The organism is Streptomyces sp. NPDC102274, from assembly GCF_044766385.1.
GTDB lineage: Bacteria > Actinomycetota > Actinomycetes > Streptomycetales > Streptomycetaceae > Streptomyces.
In genome coordinates this window covers 442,883-460,543 of the sequence record NZ_JBIWLW010000001.1, presented here as the reverse complement: position 1 = coordinate 460,543, position 17,661 = coordinate 442,883, and the positions used below count along the sequence as shown (strand labels likewise).

The window sequence follows — 17,661 nt, the reverse complement described above, 5'->3', positions numbered from 1 at the left end:
ACTTCTTCGATTGCTCGGCAAGAACGTGGGTGCTCCATTCCAAAGATTCAGTGTCCAACCCGGTATTTCTCAGAATCTCAAGGTCAATAACGTAGCTCAGCGGCTCCATGACGCCGAAGGGTCCGGTGGCCTCGACCTTGACCGTGTAGAGGAGCGGAAGGTTTGAAGAGAACACTTTGTGGCCAACGCCCATGACGAACGGAAGTCGCCGACCAGGGGGCAGCGCAGCGATCTTCCTGGTAACCGCTTGGTTGAGAATGGCCTCTCTCTCCGCACCGAGAGTTGCGCGCAGAGGAGGGTCGACGGACAGTTGGACATCGCGGGCGAGAGTCGGCCCGATGTTTTCGATGACGAAAACTAGTAGCGATGACCCGGGTACTCTCGGTCGAATGTCGGCGATGACGTATGGCTCTGCCTGTTCGCGTTGTGCTCGCTAAGTGAGAGCGTTCGCTCTCGCGGCTGCTTCGGTTTGCTTGTGGCTGTACCGAAAGGTGACGAGAGCAGAGGAAACCGAGATCACAAGTGCGATACACGCGATGACTGATGCGGTATCCATCTTCCGAGTCTACGGTCGAACTGAACTCAGACGTCCTCCACGTGAAACAGCGTCCTAGGCCCCGATGCGCTCGGCGCCCTCCGGCCACACCACGTCGACCGGGATGCCTGTGGTGCGGGCGTCGAGGACCACGTCGGCCGTGCCGCCGCCCTTGCCGCCTGGGGGTTCGCCGTTCCAGACGGCGACCAGACGGTCTGCGTGCTCCAGGAGTACTTGGTTGGCTGCCTCGTATGCCTCACGGCCGGCTGTTTCGAAGGGCATGATCAGCACTTCGTCGGCGGCCTCAATGAGCTTGTCGAAGAGGGGAGCGTGCTGTGGCCTGACCTTTGTCTGACGGTAGTTCTGGGAGGGGATCACCGCTACAAGACGGCCGCCGGCTGCGAGTACGGCTTCGGCGAAGAGGCTGTCCGATCCGGCGGCGATGCAGGAGACCCCGACCAGACCCGGGCCGCTGTATCCGGCGAGCAGGTCTCGCAGAGCGTCGCGGACCAAAGGGACCGATGCGTCCGTGAGGTCCATGTGGCCCGTTACGGCAAGAGTCGTCACAGCGGCTTCTTCCTCTTTCTCAAGCGGCTTCATCAGTCGGCGAGTTGTTCGCGGAGTCTGGCCCGAGCTTCCCGGACCGGGCGGGACGCGCCATGTCCGACGGTGTACGAGTAGAGCCACGCCATGCCCTCCCGTACGCGTCCGGACCGCACCCGCTCGGCGTCCAGCGCGGCGTGAGTCTCCTGGCACCCGGCGGTCAGGTCGCCGCCGAGGAAGTAGACCTCTGCGAGACCGAGCCGGTCGAGGGCGTTGCTGCGGCCTGCTTCCGGGCCGCGCCGGGCGAAGGGCCTGTCGGATCTCCTCGCCCGCGCGGTTGGCGTGCGTACGAGGGTCTTGCCGGGCGAGTTCCAGCAGTCGGCCGCCGGTGGTGCCGGCGAGTTCGGCTTCGTCGAAGTAGGCGATCCAGTGTGGCTCGGTCTGCTCGGGAGCATCCTCGCCAAGGTCCTCTCGTGCCTGTTCGGTCGCCCGTGTGAACGCCGAGGTGGCAGTCCCCGGGCAGGGGACGGTTCCGCGCAACGGGGACCGTGCCGAGTCACGGCCCCCTCACCAGGGGACCGGCGATGGTCTCCACAGCGGGGACGGTCCCCTCGGCCCGGATACCGGAGACCGGTCCCGTCGTGCGGGGACCGGGGACCAGCCGCACCACCGTACTGCTCCGCTGCCACCGAAGGGCGCGCCATGGCCCCACGACCAAGCACGGTCCACGGAGCAGACATCCGCTGACGAGGAAGAGATGAAGGCCAGCGGCGCGCGGACCGAACCACAGGATGTGGACCATTCCGGTCCAGGCGCACCTGCGCCGTCCCCGAAGGCGGACGATAAGCCTGGTCCCGGTCCCCTGGCCCCCATTTTGGGGACCGGTCCCCAGGGCGCGGGGATGGAACCAGGGGACCGCGCGGCAGGGGACCACGGTCCCCAACGAGCTGCGGGGACCGACGGTCCCGTGGGGACCGAGCAGGTGCAGAGCGGGACCGTGGTCCCGGATGACGGTTCGGGGACCGGGGACAGTGGGGGCGCCGGCGCCGAGGCGACCGGTGACGGAGCCGTGCCGCTGGATGAGTTGCAGGCGGCGATCGGCCGGTACGTAGTGCTGCCGAGTGAGGAGGCGCTGACTGCGGTGACGCTGTGGGTGGCGGCCTCTCATATCCAGCCTGCTCTGCAGCACGCGCCGCGTCTGGCGGTGGTGGGGCCGACCAAGGGGTGTGGCAAGTCCCGTGTCCTGGATGTGCTTCACGAGACCGTGCACCAGCCGATGATGACGGTGAACACCTCACCGGCGGTGGTCTTCCGCGTCATAGGCAAGAACCCGCCGACGCTGCTGGTGGACGAGGCCGACACCATCTTCGGTCCCAAGGCGGGCGAGAAGGAGGATCTGCGTGGCCTGCTGAACGCCGGGCATCAGAGCAATCGGCCGGCCTGGCGCATCTCCGGACCGGAGCACAAGCCGACGGCGTTTCCCACCTTCGCTATGGCCGCGCTGGCCGGGATCGGCGACCTGCCCGACACGATCATGGACAGGGCGGTCGTACTTCGCATGCAGAAGCGTAAGCCGGGTGAGCGGATCACCCCGTTCCGCTCGCGCTACTCCGTGCCTGAACTGCACGCGGTGCGTAACCGGCTGGCCGCGTGGCTGACGCCGCTGCGTGGCACGGCTGCCGGTCTGGCGCCGAAGATGCCGGTTGAGGACCGGGCTGCGGACACCTGGGAGCCGCTGGTCATCGTCGCCGACCTGGCCGGCGGCCACTGGCCCACCAGCGCCCGCGCCGCCTGCCTGGCGATGACTCGGCACGAGGCCGTCCAGGATGAGCAAACGACCCTGAAGACGCGGCTGCTGCGTGATGTCCGCCGCATCTTCGAACAGGAGGGCAACAAGGAGGCCCTACGCTCACAGGATCTGCTGGCCGCTCTCCTGGCAGATGCTGAATCTCCGTGGCCGGACTACGGCGCCAAGGGGTTGACCGCCTTCCACCTTTCGGCGCTGCTGCGGGACTTCGGCATCCGCCCGGCGAACTACCGCTTCGAGCAGGGTCGTCAGGCCAAGGCGTACGCCCGCAACCAGTTCCTCGACGCCTGGGCCCGCTACTGCCCTGACCCTGCCCAGCCGACCCTCGCAGCCGGGCATCAGATCACGCCCGAACGCCCAGGCCAGGGCAAGCCGCCTGCCCCTCCGACCGGGCCGCTGCCCATCGGCCCGCCCGGCGGCGCCACAGGCCCCAAGCCCGCCCGCTGACCCACCCCCTGGGTCCGTCTCAATCCGTCCCATCCGTCCCCGCGCAGGTCAGCGCGGGGACGGACTTCCTCACCGGGACGGAGTTATCCGTACCTGCGGCCGAGTCCGTACCTGTCGTGACCAGCCATGGGACGGATGCGACGGACGTGACGAAGCCCTGCCCACATGCCACCGGAGCACCACCATGCACGACAACAACACGGACGACGCCCCCTCCCGCCACCACAGGGGACTGTTCAGGCTGGCCCGCCGAACAGCAGCAAGCTGGAGCGAACGAGCCTCTAACGAGGCTTCGTCCGCGCTTGCCCCCGCCCCAGGGGTGGCGGAGGAAGAGGCCGGGCGCCAGCGGGCGCCCGAGCCTGGGGAGGGGATGACCGAGCCCAGCACCGCACCAGTCGCCGACTGCGCCGCCCTGTGCCCCGAGCAGCCTGCTGACGCCCGACCGCCCGTTGAGCAGTCTGCCGATACGACGCCTTCCGATGAGGAGCCTTCGTGGGGCGAGCCCAGCGCCCCGGCGTTGCCCGCGCTGATGAACCGCAAGCGCACCACCGAGAAGCGCGACCAGGAAAAGACCATCCGCTTCACCCTGACCGCGGTTCGCATCATCGCCGAGGAGGCCGAGCGGCGCGGCCAGAAGTTCGCCGGGTTCGTCGGCGACGCCGCGCTCGCTGTCGCCCTCGGCAAGGCGGACATGGTCGGCAGTCCGGAGGACGATCCCATCCGACCGCTGATCGAGGCCGTCGAGGCTCACACCGTCGCGCTGAACCGCATCGGCAGCAATCTCAACCAGATAACCGGAGCCATCCACCGAGGAACCGTTCCCGAGCAGGCGGAGGCCGTGCTCGCTCACGTCGTGCGGACGGCCGAGAGTAGTTACCGGCTGATCGACCAGCTCCTGACGGAGGGGACCGGCCATGGTGCCTGACGTCTCCACGGGCTCCAGCACCCTCGGCCTGATCAACTACCTCTTCGGCCCAGGGCGGCGGGACGAGCACACCGACCCGCACATCGTCGCGGCCTGGGACATGGTCGGCGCCCCCGATCCCGGCCGCGACCACGAAGCCACCTACAGTCAGCTCGCCAGGCGCCTGGACCACCACGTTGATCTGCGCACCCACGAACTGGGCGGCCACAAACCGCCGCAGCATGTGTGGCACTGCCCGGTACGCACCGCACCCGGCGACCGCTACCTCGCCGACGCCGAGTGGGCAGAAGTCGCCCGCCGCATAGTGGCGGCCACCGGCATCGCGCCCGAGGGCGACGAGAAGGCGTGCCGGTGGATCGCCGTACGGCACGCGGACGACCACATCCATATCCTCGCCACTACCGTCCGCGCCGACGGCCGACGCCCCCGCACCCACCGCGACGGCCAGCGGGCACAGCAGGAGTGCCGGAGGATCGAGGCCGAGTTCGGCCTGCGCCGCCTGAAGTCCGGCGACCTCACCGCACCGCCCACACCGACCGGCGCCGAGCGCGCCAAGGCCGAGAGCCAGGGCCGGGACGTCACCGCGCGGGAGTGGCTGCGCGAGCAGGCGTACGCCGTCGCTGCCGCCGTACGCAGCGTTGACGACTACTTCACCGTCCTCACGTCGCTCGGCATCCAGGTCAAGCAGCGCATCGGCCCCGATTCAGGCGAGGTGACCGGCTACAGCCTGGCCGCCCCCGGCGATACCGCCCAAGGCGAGCCGGTCTGGTACGGCGGCTCCAAACTCGCCCCCGACCTGTCCTTCAACCGCCTGTGCGAACGCCTCCCCACTCAGGACGTAACCGACCGCCCGCAGCACATCGAGGACCCCCACACGGCATGGCGCCGTGCCGAGTGCGCCGTGCGCACAGCCCACACCGTCCTCGACTTGGGCGACGACGTCGCCGCCCAAGGCCACTTGGATGCCTTCAGCGACGCCCTGCACAACCTGGCCCGTGCCACAGATGGCCCGTACCAGGCCGAACTGCAGGCAGCAGCAACGGCGTTCAACCGCGCCCGCCGCTCTGTGATTCGGGCCGACCACCAGGCCGCCACATCCCTGCGGGACGCCGCCAAGGAACTCGCCGACGCCACACACGAGCCTGGCGGGCTCGCCATCGCCCTCATCTTCGCCGCCCTCCACCTGGCCCGCGCCGCCGCCAATTGGCATGCACAGCGCGGCCACCAGCAGCAGGCCGCCGCAGCTGAACAGGCTCTCCTCCACCTGCGGACCGGTTACCAGCAGGCCAGCGAGCCGGTCCTGGCAGACCTCTCCCGCCGAGCCCCACGCCAGCAGACCATTGACCGATTCGAGGCCACCGTGCGCCAAGCACTCCCTGACCACGCCGGCCAGATCCTGGCTGATCCTTTCTGGCCGGCCCTCACCACCACGCTCGCCCGCGCCGAGACCGCCGGCCACAATGCCCGCCAACTCCTGAGCGAGGCTGCCGCCGAGCGTGAACTCGACACTGCGGACTCACCGGCACAGGTCCTGGTGTGGCGCATCACCGTCCAACCGAACAGGCACGTGCAAGCAGCGCGCAGGCGAAGTACCGTCGGCGGCACCTCGTCCAGGTCAGCCGCGCCACAAAAGCCGGCCGCACCAGGGAACGTAAGGCCCGAAGAACGCGGTCGGCACCGCTGATCCCGTCAGATGCCCTCGCCATGAGTCGTGGCGAGGGCATCGATTCTTCTGCCACGGATTCGCGTCAGGCTGCTTCGGTTCCGCCCGGAGCAGCGGTCGCACCAGTCCGCACGGCGAGCAGCCGCCCCGCCCACGCCCGGGCCGCGGCCAGGTGTTCAGCCTGGAGCCCGACACGGGGGTCAGGTTGGATCAGGAGGGTCGCCGCGCCACGGGTTGTGCGCTCTGCGGCCCAGGCGTGGTCGAGGCTGGTGAAGTCGTCGTCGATCCACACAGCCGACGCGTTGCCCAGCCAGGCGTCGACGTGGTCGCGCTTCCACAGGTAGCCGTTGGGGTGACTGGTGGTGATCTGGGGGCGCGGCAGGTCGATGTGCGGCAGGGGCGGGAGGCCGAGGAGTGGTCCGATCAGGGTGGTGGCGTCCTGGCGCCAGCTGGTGCACCAGACGGGGGTGACCAGGCCGCTACGGATCACGTCCATGAGCAGGTAGCCGTGGGCGGGGTCGAGCCAGACGGTGACCGGGTTGTCGGCGCTGCGCCCGGTGGGGACGACGTCGTGGCGGGCGTGGGCGGCCGGGGTCGAACCGTCCGCGTCGGGGAAGGGGATGAGGACGCCGTCGACATCAAGGAGCAGGTATGGCGGGCGCATCGGTTCCTCCAGGGGAAGCCGGGGCGAATGGCTGTCAGAGCTTGCGAGCGCGGATCAGCAGGGTGGTGGGCCAGCGACCCATGCGGGAGTCGTAGAACTCCTGGGCCGAGGTGAGCCAGAAACCCGTCTGACTGAGGTGCTTCTCCCACCGGTCGGTCGAGAACTCCCAGCGGGCAATAGGGAGCCGGGTGCGGTCGGGAAGAGCGACGTAGTCGCGGCGGGGACGGTCGTCACCCGAGGGGCTTCGGCCGCCACGCTGCGGGTGGGGGACGGAGAAGGCGAGCACCCGGCCGGGCGTGAGGCGCTGGGCGATGGCCGACAGAAGGAGTTCAGGGGCGACGAGCCCTACGGCGCCGAAGACGGAGTAGATCGCGTCGAACTGATCGTCGGAGGCGTGCAGGTAGTGCAAGGCGTGTCCGGCGACGAAGGTGAGGTTGTTCAGCCGTCCGTAGTGGGAGCGGGCGCGTCGAACCTGGAGGCCAACCAAGTCGACGCCGGTGACGTGAGCCCCGTGGCGGGTGGCGAGGTTGGCGGCGTTGTGGCCGGGGCCGCAACCGAGTTCTAGAAGCCGCTCGCCGCGCAGGTCGGGCCCGAGGATCTCGGCGCCGGGTCCTTGGCCGGGCCTCGTGGTCCACTCCATCCGGGCGGGTACGGCGAGGGGTTCGGCGAGTCCGGCGGCGGTGCGCTGGAGGGCGTGGGCGTGCCATGGGGAAGCCTGGGCTAGCACGTCAGATCTCCAGGAGGTGGAGGACGTCAGTGAGGTGGCGGCGGACGGCCTTGAGGTAGGCGGGGTCGGTGGCCGGGTCGTTGATCCAGCGGATGGACTGCTCCACGAACCACTCGACGGCCCACATGCGGTGCCAGCCCAGGGCCCAGCTCTCGGCGGTGAGCCCGCCGCGCGGGGCGAGGGCGTCGGGGGTGCCGCCGGCGGTGACGTACTGCTCCAGGAAGACGCGCAGGCGCACGGGGTGGGGAGGCTCGATGGTGCCGTGCCAGCTGGCGAGGTCGAGCAGGCCGGGACCAGTGAAGGCGCGGGCGAAGTCCAGCAGCCTCCAGCCGTGCTTACCGATGTGGAGGCTGGTGGGGTGGAACTCGGAGTGCACCCAGCCGAACGGTGCCAGCGTCGCTCCGGCCGAGCGGGCCTCGGCGGCCTGGGCGATCCGGTCGAGCGCGTCCTCGATGTCGTCGGCGTCCTGCCACCGGTCGGCCTTGCGCAGCCGTTCGAGATGCTCCAGCGTACGGGCCGGCAGCATGCGTAGCCGCTCCTGGTCGAGGACGGGCAAGGGAGGAGCCGTACGGGTGCCGTGCAGGACCACAGCCGCGGCGACACCGTCCAGGTCATCGGCCTCGCGGACAGATGGCCCGAGGTCCTCCATGAGCATGCCGAGCCAGCCGTCCAGAACAGCGGAGGCGTGGACCTGGGGGACGGGAACGCCGAGGGTGTGGGCCAGGCGGAGGGCCTGGTCCTCGCTGTCGAATGGCCTCTTGGCGTACTTGAAGATGGCCGTGGTGCCGTCGGGGAACGTCACACGCTCGACTCCGGACATGGACCACACGCGCACCTCCTCCCGTACGGCGGTGGACTGGCCAGCCACGGTGAGCAGGTTGTCGAGGAGTTCGGCGCTGGGATTCGAGCTCATGGGGGCTCCGGTCGGTTGGAGGCATCCGGGGCGGGCGAGAGATACCGGCTCGCCCCGGAGCCTGGTCGGGAGGCGAGTTACGCGGCAGGGTTCACACGGTGGGCGTAGACCTGCTCGATCCAGCCCGCCTTGAACGCGGCGAGGTCGTCACGGAAGTTCGCCATCGAGGCACCGTAGGGCGCGACGACGCCGCCGGACTGGTCCGGCACGGACTGGCAGCCGTGCACGAGCCGCCCGCCGAGCGCGGCGTGGGCCTTGATGGACTCGATGCGGCGATGCTCGTTGAACCAGCCGCCGTGGTAGACCTCGTCGAGCATCCCGCCCATCTCGTCGTCCAGGTCGAAGACGACGGACGCGGCGGCGGGGAAGAACCAGCACGGGCCGACGTTAGAGATGTGCCCGTCCAGCTCGACCTTGTTGAGCGCCATGAGCGTGGCCGCCTCGCGGAGCATCCGCAGGTGGTCGGCGGTGATCTGGGCGAGGCCGAGGCTGGCGAGGTGCCCGTCGCGGAAGAGGTACGCGTACACCTCGTACGCGGTGGTCAGCACGCGGGCGGCGTCCGAGGTGGACTCGCCGTGGTTCTTGATGAAGTCGAGCGCGAGCTGCTCGACCGCGCTCTCGGTCGTCTCGTCCACACCGAGGAGCTGGGACTTGACCAGCTGCCAGTCGGCGACGAGCCAGGTGTTGGACTCGAAGCGGAAGAAGTACTCGGCCGGGTCGATGGTGATGCGTCGGCCGTCGACCTGGATGCCGGGCAGGCGGCTCCAGCGCGGGTCGAACGCCTCGGGCAGCTCGACCGTGATGGCCGTGGTGTCGATGGTGGTCACCGTGTCTCCGTCTCTGTTCGGCCGGATTCGGGCACAGGAATGCCCGAAGCAGGTTTGGGCGTACGGAACTTCGGGGTGCCGCCCGGACCAAGGGGGAGCCTGGATCACGGTCGCGCCGTTCCGGGCGGCTGCTGATAAGTGAACCGGTGGTCACGCTCAGTGGGTACGGTGGAGGGCAGTTGAAGCGGTATACGCGGTTTACAGCTGCGGAGTGGAGGCGATCGTGGCGGCGCAGCGAGAATCCAACTCCCGCCTGCGTGATGCCATCGACGCGGCCGACTGCACCTACGAGGCTCTCGCCAGAGATGTGCGACGTATCGCCGCCGAGAACGGCGAGATCCTCCAGACCAACAAGTCGGCCATCTCGCACTGGGTGAATGGCACCCGTACCCCTTCGGGCCGGGCAGGCCAGTACCTCGCCGAAGCGCTGTCCCGCCGAGCCGGACGCGCGATCACCCAGACCGAGATCGGCCTCCGTTCCGACGAGGCCGAACAGCAGGCGGAACCCGATCCGGTCCTCGCCGTCACCGACCTCGGCCGCGCCGACGTCGAGCGCCGCCGCTTCCTCGCCATCGCGGCCTTCACCACCGCCGGCGTCGCCATGCCTCTCGCCCACGACCACGAGGCCACCGCCCGCATGCTCCGCGCCCGCACCGGCACGTCCGTGGTCGGGGCGGATGACGTGGACGTCGTACGCCAGATCACCGCGGCCTTCAGCGCCGCCGACGAACGCCTCGGCGGCGGCCACGGCCTGACGACAGTCACCGCGTACCTCGCCGACACCGCCGCACCCACGCTGCGCGGACGCTTCCCCAGCGAAGCCTTACGCCGAGCAGCCTTCGGCGCCGTAGCCGAACTCGCCTACCTCGCAGGCTGGAAACACCACGATCTCGGCCACGAAGGCGCTGCCCAGCGCTACTACCAGGTCGGCTACCAGCTCGCCTGCGAAGCCGACCCCCACGGCCACGCCGCCTGGATGATGCGCGCCCTCGCCCACCAGGCCCTCAGCCTCAAACAGCCCCACCACTGCGTCGACCTCGCCGAAGCCGCCCTCGCCCAAGGCGTCGGCCACATCGACGGCCAGACTGAAGCGCTACTCCACATCACCCACGCCCGCGCTTACGCCGCCATCAACGAGAACCCTCTGGCCGCGCGTGCCCTCCTCGCCGCCGAAGACGCTCTCCTGCGGGAGGACGACCCTCAGCCCAGCTACTCCCGCGTCAGCGGCCCCGCCGCCGGCACCGTGGCCAGCCACACCGCCCGCACGCTGACCGACCTTGCCGACCACGTCGGCACCGAACAGCAGCACCGTGACGCCCTCACCCGCTGGGACCCCAAGAAGTACAAGCGCGTCCACGCTCTCACCCACGCCGACCTCGGCGACAGCCTCGCCACCCAGGCCCGCGCCGACGAGGCCGTAGCGGCCTGGTCCCAGGCACTGACCCTCATGGAGGGCATGACCTCCGACCGCACCCGCAAGGCGATCACGTCGATCCGCTCCACCCTCGCGGTCTATCAGCGGCGCAAGGTACCCGGCGCCGCCGATCTCGCCCGCCGCGCCCGCGAAGCCCTCGCCTAACATGCCCAACAACCCGTCCGATGAAGGGATGATCGTGGTTCAGCCGACAACCGACGACCAGCCGAAGGCCCTCAAGCCGGCGCTCGAATCAATGACCCTGCTGGTCGCTGCCGTGATCGTCCACGACAAGGCCACCAACCGCGTCGTCCTCCTCCAGCGCAGCGAGAACGCCAAGTTCGCCCAAGGCATGTGGGACCTGCCCGTCGGCAAGAGCGAGCCCGGCGAACCCATCACCGAGACCGCAGTCCGGGAGCTGTACGAAGAGACGGGCCTGACGGTGAAGCCGGAAACCTTGAAGGTCGCCCACATCATCCACGGAGCCTGGGGCGTGGAAGCCCCCAACGGCTTCCTCACCGTCGTCTTCGTCACGCACGAGTGGGCTGGCACCCCCGAGAACCGCGAGCCACGCAAGCATTCCCAGGTCCGCTGGGTCGATGCCGACGCCGTCCCCGAGGAATTCGTGGAGACCACCGCCAGCGCCCTTCTCCGCTACCTCAATGGCGGGCCGCAGGTCTCACTTGACGGCTGGAAGTAGGCGAGCGCTACCTCTGTCAGGTAACGCGTGACAACAAACACTGCCCAACTGCTCTATTGGCCAAAGAGATCTGCCACGGCTGTCAGTGCTCTGCGCCAGGATCTCCCCCCATGAACATTGACTGGGAGCGCGCAGCCGCGATTCAGCGGTCGGTGGTTGGCGGTGTACTCCTGGCCGCGATTGTGGTGTCGATCTACCGAGTCCTCGCGTGGATCGCCCGCCGGATTCAGCCACTGCAGGTGCGGTGGGCGGCCTGGAACGCCCGAGTTGCGGAAAGGGATATGGCGCCAACAGCGGTAGCTCTCCAGCGTCTTGGCTTGGTGGACCTGCCGATCCAAGCGTTCCGTGAGGCAGGTCGGAAGACTGCCGGAAGCGTCAAGCTTCGCTACTGGCTACTGACCTTCCCGATCGGTCTCGGTACCGGGGACATCCTGATGGCAGTGATCAAAACGATCGAGACACGGCAGGTGCAGCCGAGTCTGCAACCATCAGCACTTATGCTCGCTGCCGTGACCCTGCCCCTCCTGATGTGGGCAGCCCGGCGCAACAAAGCCATAGCGGGATACAGGTTGATGCTCTCGATCATGGCTGCCATCGAGGCATGTGATGCCGTGGCACGCTCAGACACGAGTGACAGGCCCCAGGCCCTCAGGCATTTGGACGACACCTGCTCCACAGTTCGGCGCTCACTTCTGCGCGTCCACCGGATCACGAACAGTGTCGGCCGCGGGTCTCCACGGCAGCGGAACGCAAAGAACCACGCCGCCCTCGTAGTAGCCAAGCTTCAACTGGTCGAGGCGCAAGTCGACGCCAAGGGCGATGGAGCCCTCCGCAGCCTGGCCGCACTTCTGGCGAAGATCGGAAACACCTTCGCTGTGGGAAGGGTCACCACCCTCCTCCCTGAGCAGAGCCTGCGCGGCACTACCCCGGTGGCTAATCGGGAAGGGCTTCGGCTGGTGGCTGTGGTCGTCGCTGCTGCGGGGGCGCTGTGCTTTGGGGTGCTGTCGGGACTTCCAGCGGGGGTCGATGTCGTCCTGGCTGGTAGCGCCGCCGTGCTGGCCGCAATGGTGGCGTATGGGCCCCGGGCTGCGATTGCCAAGGCAAGCGAAATCATGAGCATCCTGCGCCAGTAGCAATGGCCCTCATGTCAGTCTTGCGGATCCCCCCACACCGGGCTCGCAGTCCGCAAGACACCCGACCAAGATCGTCGCACCCCATCGCCGGCAATCGCCCATGACTAGATCAACGACCTGCAGTAAGGATCACTGCAGCTCGACGGCCCGCCGCACTACTGGAAGAGTAAGAAGGCTGCCGCCGCACAAAGAGCTTGGACGAGCCGACGAGGGCTGCTACCCCGACTATGGGGTAACGGCCCTCGCATATGGGGTAACGGCCCTCGCAGCGATTCTGACACCAAGTCAGAGTATTGGCCGGGCGGTGCACACTCGGTGCACAAGGGGGCGGAAAGCAAGCGGTGACAGTGAGAACTGCTGGGAAGAGTTCTCGCAGGTCACGGACTGTTTCTAGAGCGTCCGCCCAGGTCGCCCGACCCCGCCTCTTAGATGTCGAAGAACTGATGCGCCGGTTCCGTCACCTGCGAAGCACCTCGGGCTCAAGGCTCTGACCTGCGGGAGAGCGGTCGTTGCTGGTCGTTGTTGGTCATCGCTGGCGACCCTCGGACGGCCCCCAGACGGCCCAGAGAGGCACAGTAAAGGGGCCCTCCCCCGGTGATGGGAGAGGGCCCCTCGGACTGCTGACCTTTACTGCGGCAGGAAACCAGGCTTCGCCTGCCCGAGGTCACGAAGGTGAGTCAGATACGACTCTGCTTCAGGCTCTCCGCTGTAACGCCGCCTCATCTCTGCTGCTAGCTCGCGGCTGGTCATGATGAGGGAGGGGATGGACTGGCGCTCGCCCCGTAGGGCGCGCTCGCCATGGATCAGCGCTTGTTCGAGGTCTCCCTCACGGGCCGCTGTAACAGCGAGCGTCACTCGTGCTTCCGCATTGCGCATTGGGGCGCGCTCTGTGCCGTCGAAGTCCGTACCGGCCCTCAGCACCTCCTCAGCCAGGGTGCGCGCGAGCTTGTCCTCCCCGACGAGGCGGTAGCAGTCCATCGCGTAGAAATCGAACTTTGCCGGATCCACGACGAAGTGGTTGTCAAGGTTCTCCGGGTGAGGCATCCCTTCAAGCAGGCGTCGGCCGCGATCGAGCGCTACTTCCACCTGTCGACGGTCCCCAAGTCGGGCCCACGCCTTCGCCTCCTGTGCCGCAAGCTGCACCGCGACACTGTGGGTGGATGCCCGCTCCGTACCGGCTTGAGCCGCTGCGATGACGCCTCGGTAGTCCCCCGTTGTCAGCGCGAACCAAGCGCGCATTTCGTGCGCCCATCCCGCGACCTCCGCATGGTCCGATTCGGTGGCCAGCGATAGGGCAGCCTGCCTGGTGGACTCCGCCGCGTGACGGTCTCCGGAGTCGTATTCCACGCAGCCCACAAGGAGAGCGAGCCATCCGGAAAGCGCCAGTACCTCGCGGTGCTGTGCGAGAGTGAGACTCTTTGAGTGGAGTTCAACCACTCGCCTTAGCCATTGCCGCCCCTCAATGAGGAGCTGTTCACTCGGCATGAATGGGTATTCTGAGCAGAGGCGATCCGTTGTAATTCGAAGCGCATCCAGGGTGGCGTTATCTACGTCTGACCTATTGAGTCGACTGACGATTTCGAGGGTTTCCATGCCGCTTGCGGCGAGGATTTCCTTTTCTCCATTCCTGCGTCCGGGTTCCGGGAACAATGCAGCCGTAACCGTCCCGAATGTGGCCGCGATGATCGGTCGGTAGAAGTCGCCCGGCATGGCGCCGGACTCCCAGCGCTTCCACTGCCGCACCATGCTCTCGTCGGATGGCAACTCGGTGGCGGCATGGGCCCGCAACGCCCGGACCGCGTCGAGTTGGGACCAGTCGCGCGCAAGCCGCTCTGATGCGATGCGCCGCGCCCATGAAGCCCTGTCGTCGCTCATTCGCCCTCCTCGGGGTGCCTACGCGCGAGTCTTCCCTATTGGCCACGGGGACAGGCAAGGGGACGGGGCGGTGACACTCGGGGTGTCCCCTTGTCCAGGTCGCTGCCCCTGGGCTGTCACCTATTCCCCAACTCCCGTGCGCTGCATGGTTGTTCCAGATCGCGCACCACTCGAACGGTCCTGCTCCTCAAGCGCAGCCACCCGTTCAGCCAATGCCTGAATCTGGAGGCGCATTTCCTTGATTTCCTCGGTTGCATCATTGCTAGAAACCGACGCTCGCTCGTTGCCACTTGCGACGAAGTATCCGCGACTTCCGGCGGAAATCGCGACCCCTTCGCGGATCAGGATGGCCATACCATCCCGCACGGTCTGTCCCGCGTATCCGAACTCTTCCGCCAACTCCTTGACTGTCGGCAGCTTCCCGTTGGGGTACTTGCCTTTACCGATCCGATCGCGGATCGCCTCTGCCAGCTTCACCGGCTTGGGCCTTGGGTCACTCGATACGGCGGTCATAGCTCCGAGGGTACCGACTAGTTCAAGCTAACGCACTCCTCCATGGGGGTTGCGCGCTGGCTTGAGCTAGTGCAAGCTAGTTCATGTCGCCGCGAACGAAGCGGAGACGCAGATGCAGGTCCCTTACTTGGGCCGCTTCGAACCGCACGACCGTAGAGCGCCCGGCGGGTCCCGTGAGGACGGGAGCCCCTCTGACCAGGGGTTACCGCGCTTGCCGGGGAGGGTCTGATCTTTGACAACTGCACAGTGAACTCACGACGGGGTTCGAGTCCCTGTCTCCGCAACGGCCCGGGTTACGGCCGCCGGCGGCCACTTCTTGCGTGCCAGCTCTGGAGAACAGCCCTGGGGATCAGCCCTTCATTTCTGGAGGTCAACCCCATGGTTGCCACCTGGTACGCGCCGCCCTGCTGGCGTCAGAGCAGTGACGATGACGCACCACTCGCCCCGGCATCCACGCCGTGAGGGCGCCCGATCGGATCGGGCCCGGGGCACTCCATCCATGACGGCGCGCGGCCCCGGGTCTAGCCACCCGGGGCCGCTGTCGAGCCGTTCCACCTGCTAGGGAGAGACCGACTCATGAATCACATCGCTGCACTTCAGGCGATCGTTACCACCGACCGCTTCGAGGGTGAACCCACGGATGCGGAGCTGGACGCGATCGAGTGGGAGATGCCCGTCATCACGGCGGAGATCGCCCTTCTCGACGCGCAGATCATGACCATCGACCGGCCGGTCACGGAGCTGGACACGCGCCGTGTCCGCCGGGCGCGTCGGCGGGTGCTGGCCGCACGCCGGGGGCTCTCGAACCTGTCCGCCGCGGTGACCGTGCCCGGGGGTGCCGCATGAGCGCCCTGGACACGAGCTTGACCGCCGCGCACGCGGAAGTGAAGGCCGAGATCGCTCGGACGGACAGCAAGACCGGGCTGCTGCTGGCCTTCATCGGCGCGCTGCTGGCCGGTGTGTGGACGGTCGCCAAGGACGCGTCCCTTCCCGCCGCCGCGCTGATGGTCGGCGGTATGGGGGTGGCGCTGCTGGTCGCTGCGGCCGGTCTGCTGCTACGGGCGGTCCGCCCGAACCTCGGTGGTGCCCGGCCGGTGGGCTTCCCCCGGTGGGCGACGCTCACCGCTGATCAGATTCGCACCGAGCTGGACGAGGACAAGCGGGCGCAGCACATCGCGACCCTTGCCCGGATCGCGGTCGGCAAGTTCAAGGCTCTGCGCCGTGCGGTTGATCTGACGTGCGCGGCCGGCGTGCTGCTGATCGTGGCCGTCGTGATCGCGGTGGGGGGTGCGGTATGACGGACGCACTGACGCTTGGCGGACTGGCTGTGCCGATGCGGGCGCTGCGGCTGCTCGCCCTGGACTTCCCGCACCTGCCCGCGCCGGACGTGCACCTGTCGACCATCTCTGTCGAGCGGCTGGAACTGTCACTGCACGACGTGGCGATGGGAGACAGCTTCGCCGCGTTCGAGGCATGGCGTGACGCACTCGGCATCGCCCCGGACACGGTCACCTTCCGCGTGCAGGCCAACGGCGGCACACGGGTACTGCGCGCGGACTGCCGCTTCGGGGATGCGGAAGTGGGCCTCATCGCCTACGCGAGCGTCCCGCAGGCGGCAGCAGGCCGGGGCGAGGGTGCGCGGTGAACGCCAAGAACGTCAAGACCATGCTGCCCGCCGCCGCGATGACGGCGGTGTCCATGGTGCTCACCCTGGCCGTGGTCGTGATGTGGCTGGGCAAGTCGATGCCATGGCCGGTCGCGCTGGTCGTCGGCATCGGGATCGACGGGGGATGGCTGGCCACCCTCGCCTACGAACGCCGCCTGGCCGCACAAGGCGACCACTCCACCGCCGTCACCCGCGTCGGCTGGGCATTCGGCGCGGTCGCGACCGGCGTCCTGGTGGCGCACGCGCTCACCGGCGAGGAGAGCCCCGGCGCGTGGCTCGCCGTCGCCTGGCTCCCCATCGCAGCCAAAGCCTTGTGGCTGGTCCACTCCATGTGGGAGCGGACCGCCCTCACCGGCGAGGCGCTGGAGGCGATCCAGGGCATCCAGCAGGAAGCCCGGGACGAAGCCGCAGTGGCGCGGGCCCGGCTGAGGGCGGAAGCGGCCACCGAGGAGACGCGGTTGACGGCCGTGACGGAGGCAGGGGCACGCGTCGCACGCGTCCAAGCCGCCACCGCTGAGACCCTCTCGGGGGCGTGGTCGACGCTGGCCGTGGCACGGGAGGGCAAGGAGACCGGCAGGGCGCTGACCAGCGTGACGGCCCCCGTCACACCCGGCGTCACACCTCGCTGGGAGCTGCCTCTCTGGGGCCCCACCCAGCCGGTCACCACGCTCGCGCTGGAGACGGGCCCCGCTCTCACGGATGACGCGCTTGACGTGCTGGTCGACCAGATCCGTCACAGCGAAACCCCGGCCCTGTCCTACCGCGAGATGGCCGCGCGTTTCCGTGCGGCCGGCCACTCCGCATCCGAGGTCCGCCTGCGGTCCGCGTGGAAGCGGCTGGCCGCCTGATGTCCCCGGCATTCGGCAAGTGCTACGACCCGACCGGCGCGCGCCACGGGATACCCACGTTCCCGTGGCGCTTCGCCCCCGACGGCTACGCCACCCGCCGCCAGTTACGGGCCCGGGGTCTTCGCCCCGGTGGGCAGTCGGTCGCCGCGCAGGTGATGCGTCGCTCGCGCCGCCGCAAGACGGGCGTGTCGGTCGCCTACCTCTACCGCATCGACCAGGCCAAGCCCGTACGCCCCATGACACCGGGCCGCGCCGCCGCACTCGCCAAGGCCATGGCCGCGCGCCGTACCTGCCCCCAGTGCCGTACGGACGCCGGGTACTGCATCCCGACGTCGCTCGGCATGTGCGTGACGTGCGCGTATCCCTCCTGAACAGCGCAAGGGCCCCGGCGACCAGCCGTGAGGGTGCCGGATCGACTCCGGCCCGGGTTACCCACCGCACCACCAATGACACGACACGAG

Annotated in this window: 19 protein-coding genes; 11 read left to right on the top strand and 8 right to left on the bottom strand. The window is 68.4% G+C overall.

Going from position 1 to position 17,661, the window contains the following annotated elements:
• Nucleotides 1-610 precede the first annotated feature (610 nt).
• Both ACIRQP_RS02115 and ACIRQP_RS02110 read right to left on the bottom strand, forming a co-directional pair.
• Nucleotides 611-1,102 carry a hypothetical protein gene (locus ACIRQP_RS02115; RefSeq protein ID WP_403881932.1) on the bottom strand — a complete coding sequence of 164 codons (492 nt, stop codon included), beginning with the start codon at nucleotides 1,100-1,102 and terminating at the stop codon, nucleotides 611-613.
• 32 nt (nucleotides 1,103-1,134) lie between these two features.
• On the bottom strand, nucleotides 1,135-1,533 hold the full coding sequence (locus ACIRQP_RS02110) for a hypothetical protein (protein ID WP_403881929.1): 399 nt from the start codon (nucleotides 1,531-1,533) through the stop codon (nucleotides 1,135-1,137).
• Nucleotides 1,534-2,075: 542 nt separating this feature from the next.
• On the opposite strand from ACIRQP_RS02110, the gene ACIRQP_RS02105 reads away from it, so the two are divergent.
• From ACIRQP_RS02105 to ACIRQP_RS02095, 3 genes are all read left to right on the top strand, one after another.
• Entirely contained in the window at nucleotides 2,076-3,332 is a 1,257-nt protein-coding gene (locus ACIRQP_RS02105) for a DUF3631 domain-containing protein (protein WP_403882141.1), read from the top strand.
• 319 nt (nucleotides 3,333-3,651) lie between these two features.
• Nucleotides 3,652-4,257, top strand: coding sequence for a hypothetical protein (locus ACIRQP_RS02100; RefSeq protein ID WP_403882138.1), 606 nt, complete (start codon nucleotides 3,652-3,654; stop codon nucleotides 4,255-4,257).
• The gene (locus ACIRQP_RS02095; protein ID WP_403881926.1) at nucleotides 4,247-5,941 is read left to right on the top strand and encodes a relaxase/mobilization nuclease domain-containing protein; all 1,695 of its coding nucleotides are present in this window, start codon (nucleotides 4,247-4,249) and stop codon (nucleotides 5,939-5,941) included. Before ACIRQP_RS02100 ends, ACIRQP_RS02095 begins: the two co-directional genes overlap by 11 nt.
• Nucleotides 5,942-6,005: 64 nt before the next feature.
• Here ACIRQP_RS02095 and ACIRQP_RS02090 read toward each other — a convergent pair whose 3' ends face one another.
• The 4 genes from ACIRQP_RS02090 to ACIRQP_RS02075 all read right to left on the bottom strand — a co-directional run bounded on the left by ACIRQP_RS02090 (nucleotide 6,006) and on the right by ACIRQP_RS02075 (nucleotide 9,051).
• Complete coding sequence (locus ACIRQP_RS02090; protein ID WP_403881923.1) at nucleotides 6,006-6,584, bottom strand: HAD domain-containing protein; 579 nt, start codon at nucleotides 6,582-6,584, stop codon at nucleotides 6,006-6,008.
• A 34-nt stretch (nucleotides 6,585-6,618) separates the two neighbouring features.
• Entirely contained in the window at nucleotides 6,619-7,311 is a 693-nt protein-coding gene (locus ACIRQP_RS02085) for a class I SAM-dependent methyltransferase (protein ID WP_403881920.1), read from the bottom strand.
• 1 nt (nucleotide 7,312) lies between these two features.
• Nucleotides 7,313-8,224, bottom strand: coding sequence for a phosphotransferase family protein (locus ACIRQP_RS02080; protein ID WP_403881917.1), 912 nt, complete (start codon nucleotides 8,222-8,224; stop codon nucleotides 7,313-7,315).
• A gap of 77 nt (nucleotides 8,225-8,301) precedes the next feature.
• Nucleotides 8,302-9,051, bottom strand: a complete 750-nt coding sequence (locus ACIRQP_RS02075) for a hypothetical protein (protein WP_403881914.1) — start codon at nucleotides 9,049-9,051, stop codon at nucleotides 8,302-8,304.
• Between the two features lie 223 nt (nucleotides 9,052-9,274).
• On the opposite strand from ACIRQP_RS02075, the gene ACIRQP_RS02070 reads away from it, so the two are divergent.
• From ACIRQP_RS02070 to ACIRQP_RS02060, 3 genes are all read left to right on the top strand, one after another.
• Entirely contained in the window at nucleotides 9,275-10,630 is a 1,356-nt protein-coding gene (locus tag ACIRQP_RS02070) for a tetratricopeptide repeat protein (protein WP_403881911.1), read from the top strand.
• Between the two features lies 1 nt (nucleotide 10,631).
• The gene (locus tag ACIRQP_RS02065) at nucleotides 10,632-11,165 is read left to right on the top strand and encodes an NUDIX domain-containing protein (RefSeq protein ID WP_403881908.1); all 534 of its coding nucleotides are present in this window, start codon (nucleotides 10,632-10,634) and stop codon (nucleotides 11,163-11,165) included.
• 110 nt (nucleotides 11,166-11,275) lie between these two features.
• Nucleotides 11,276-12,298, top strand: coding sequence for a hypothetical protein (locus tag ACIRQP_RS02060; RefSeq protein ID WP_403881906.1), 1,023 nt, complete (start codon nucleotides 11,276-11,278; stop codon nucleotides 12,296-12,298).
• Between the two features lie 627 nt (nucleotides 12,299-12,925).
• Here the strand turns inward: ACIRQP_RS02060 and ACIRQP_RS02055 are convergent.
• Nucleotides 12,926-14,173: an XRE family transcriptional regulator gene (locus tag ACIRQP_RS02055; RefSeq protein ID WP_403881903.1), complete on the bottom strand. Its 1,248-nt coding sequence runs from the start codon at nucleotides 14,171-14,173 to the stop codon at nucleotides 12,926-12,928.
• A 120-nt stretch (nucleotides 14,174-14,293) separates the two neighbouring features.
• Entirely contained in the window at nucleotides 14,294-14,686 is a 393-nt protein-coding gene (locus ACIRQP_RS02050; protein ID WP_403881900.1) for a GntR family transcriptional regulator, read from the bottom strand.
• 576 nt (nucleotides 14,687-15,262) lie between these two features.
• Here ACIRQP_RS02050 and ACIRQP_RS02045 point away from each other — a divergent pair.
• From ACIRQP_RS02045 to ACIRQP_RS02025, 5 genes are read left to right on the top strand one after another with little or no spacing between them, the layout of a single operon-like run.
• Entirely contained in the window at nucleotides 15,263-15,532 is a 270-nt protein-coding gene (locus ACIRQP_RS02045; protein WP_403881897.1) for a DUF6284 family protein, read from the top strand.
• On the top strand, nucleotides 15,529-15,984 hold the full coding sequence (locus ACIRQP_RS02040; protein ID WP_403881895.1) for a Pycsar system effector family protein: 456 nt from the start codon (nucleotides 15,529-15,531) through the stop codon (nucleotides 15,982-15,984). The genes ACIRQP_RS02045 and ACIRQP_RS02040 overlap by 4 nt, the downstream gene beginning before the upstream one ends.
• Nucleotides 15,981-16,331 (top strand): hypothetical protein, encoded by a 351-nt coding sequence (locus ACIRQP_RS02035; protein WP_403881892.1) that lies wholly within the window; start codon nucleotides 15,981-15,983, stop codon nucleotides 16,329-16,331. The genes ACIRQP_RS02040 and ACIRQP_RS02035 overlap by 4 nt, the downstream gene beginning before the upstream one ends.
• Nucleotides 16,332-16,351: 20 nt before the next feature.
• Entirely contained in the window at nucleotides 16,352-17,200 is an 849-nt protein-coding gene (locus ACIRQP_RS02030) for a protein spdB (RefSeq protein ID WP_403882135.1), read from the top strand.
• Nucleotides 17,200-17,571: an RRQRL motif-containing zinc-binding protein gene (locus tag ACIRQP_RS02025; RefSeq protein WP_403881889.1), complete on the top strand. Its 372-nt coding sequence runs from the start codon at nucleotides 17,200-17,202 to the stop codon at nucleotides 17,569-17,571. The genes ACIRQP_RS02030 and ACIRQP_RS02025 overlap by 1 nt, the downstream gene beginning before the upstream one ends.
• Nucleotides 17,572-17,661: the final 90 nt, after the last annotated feature.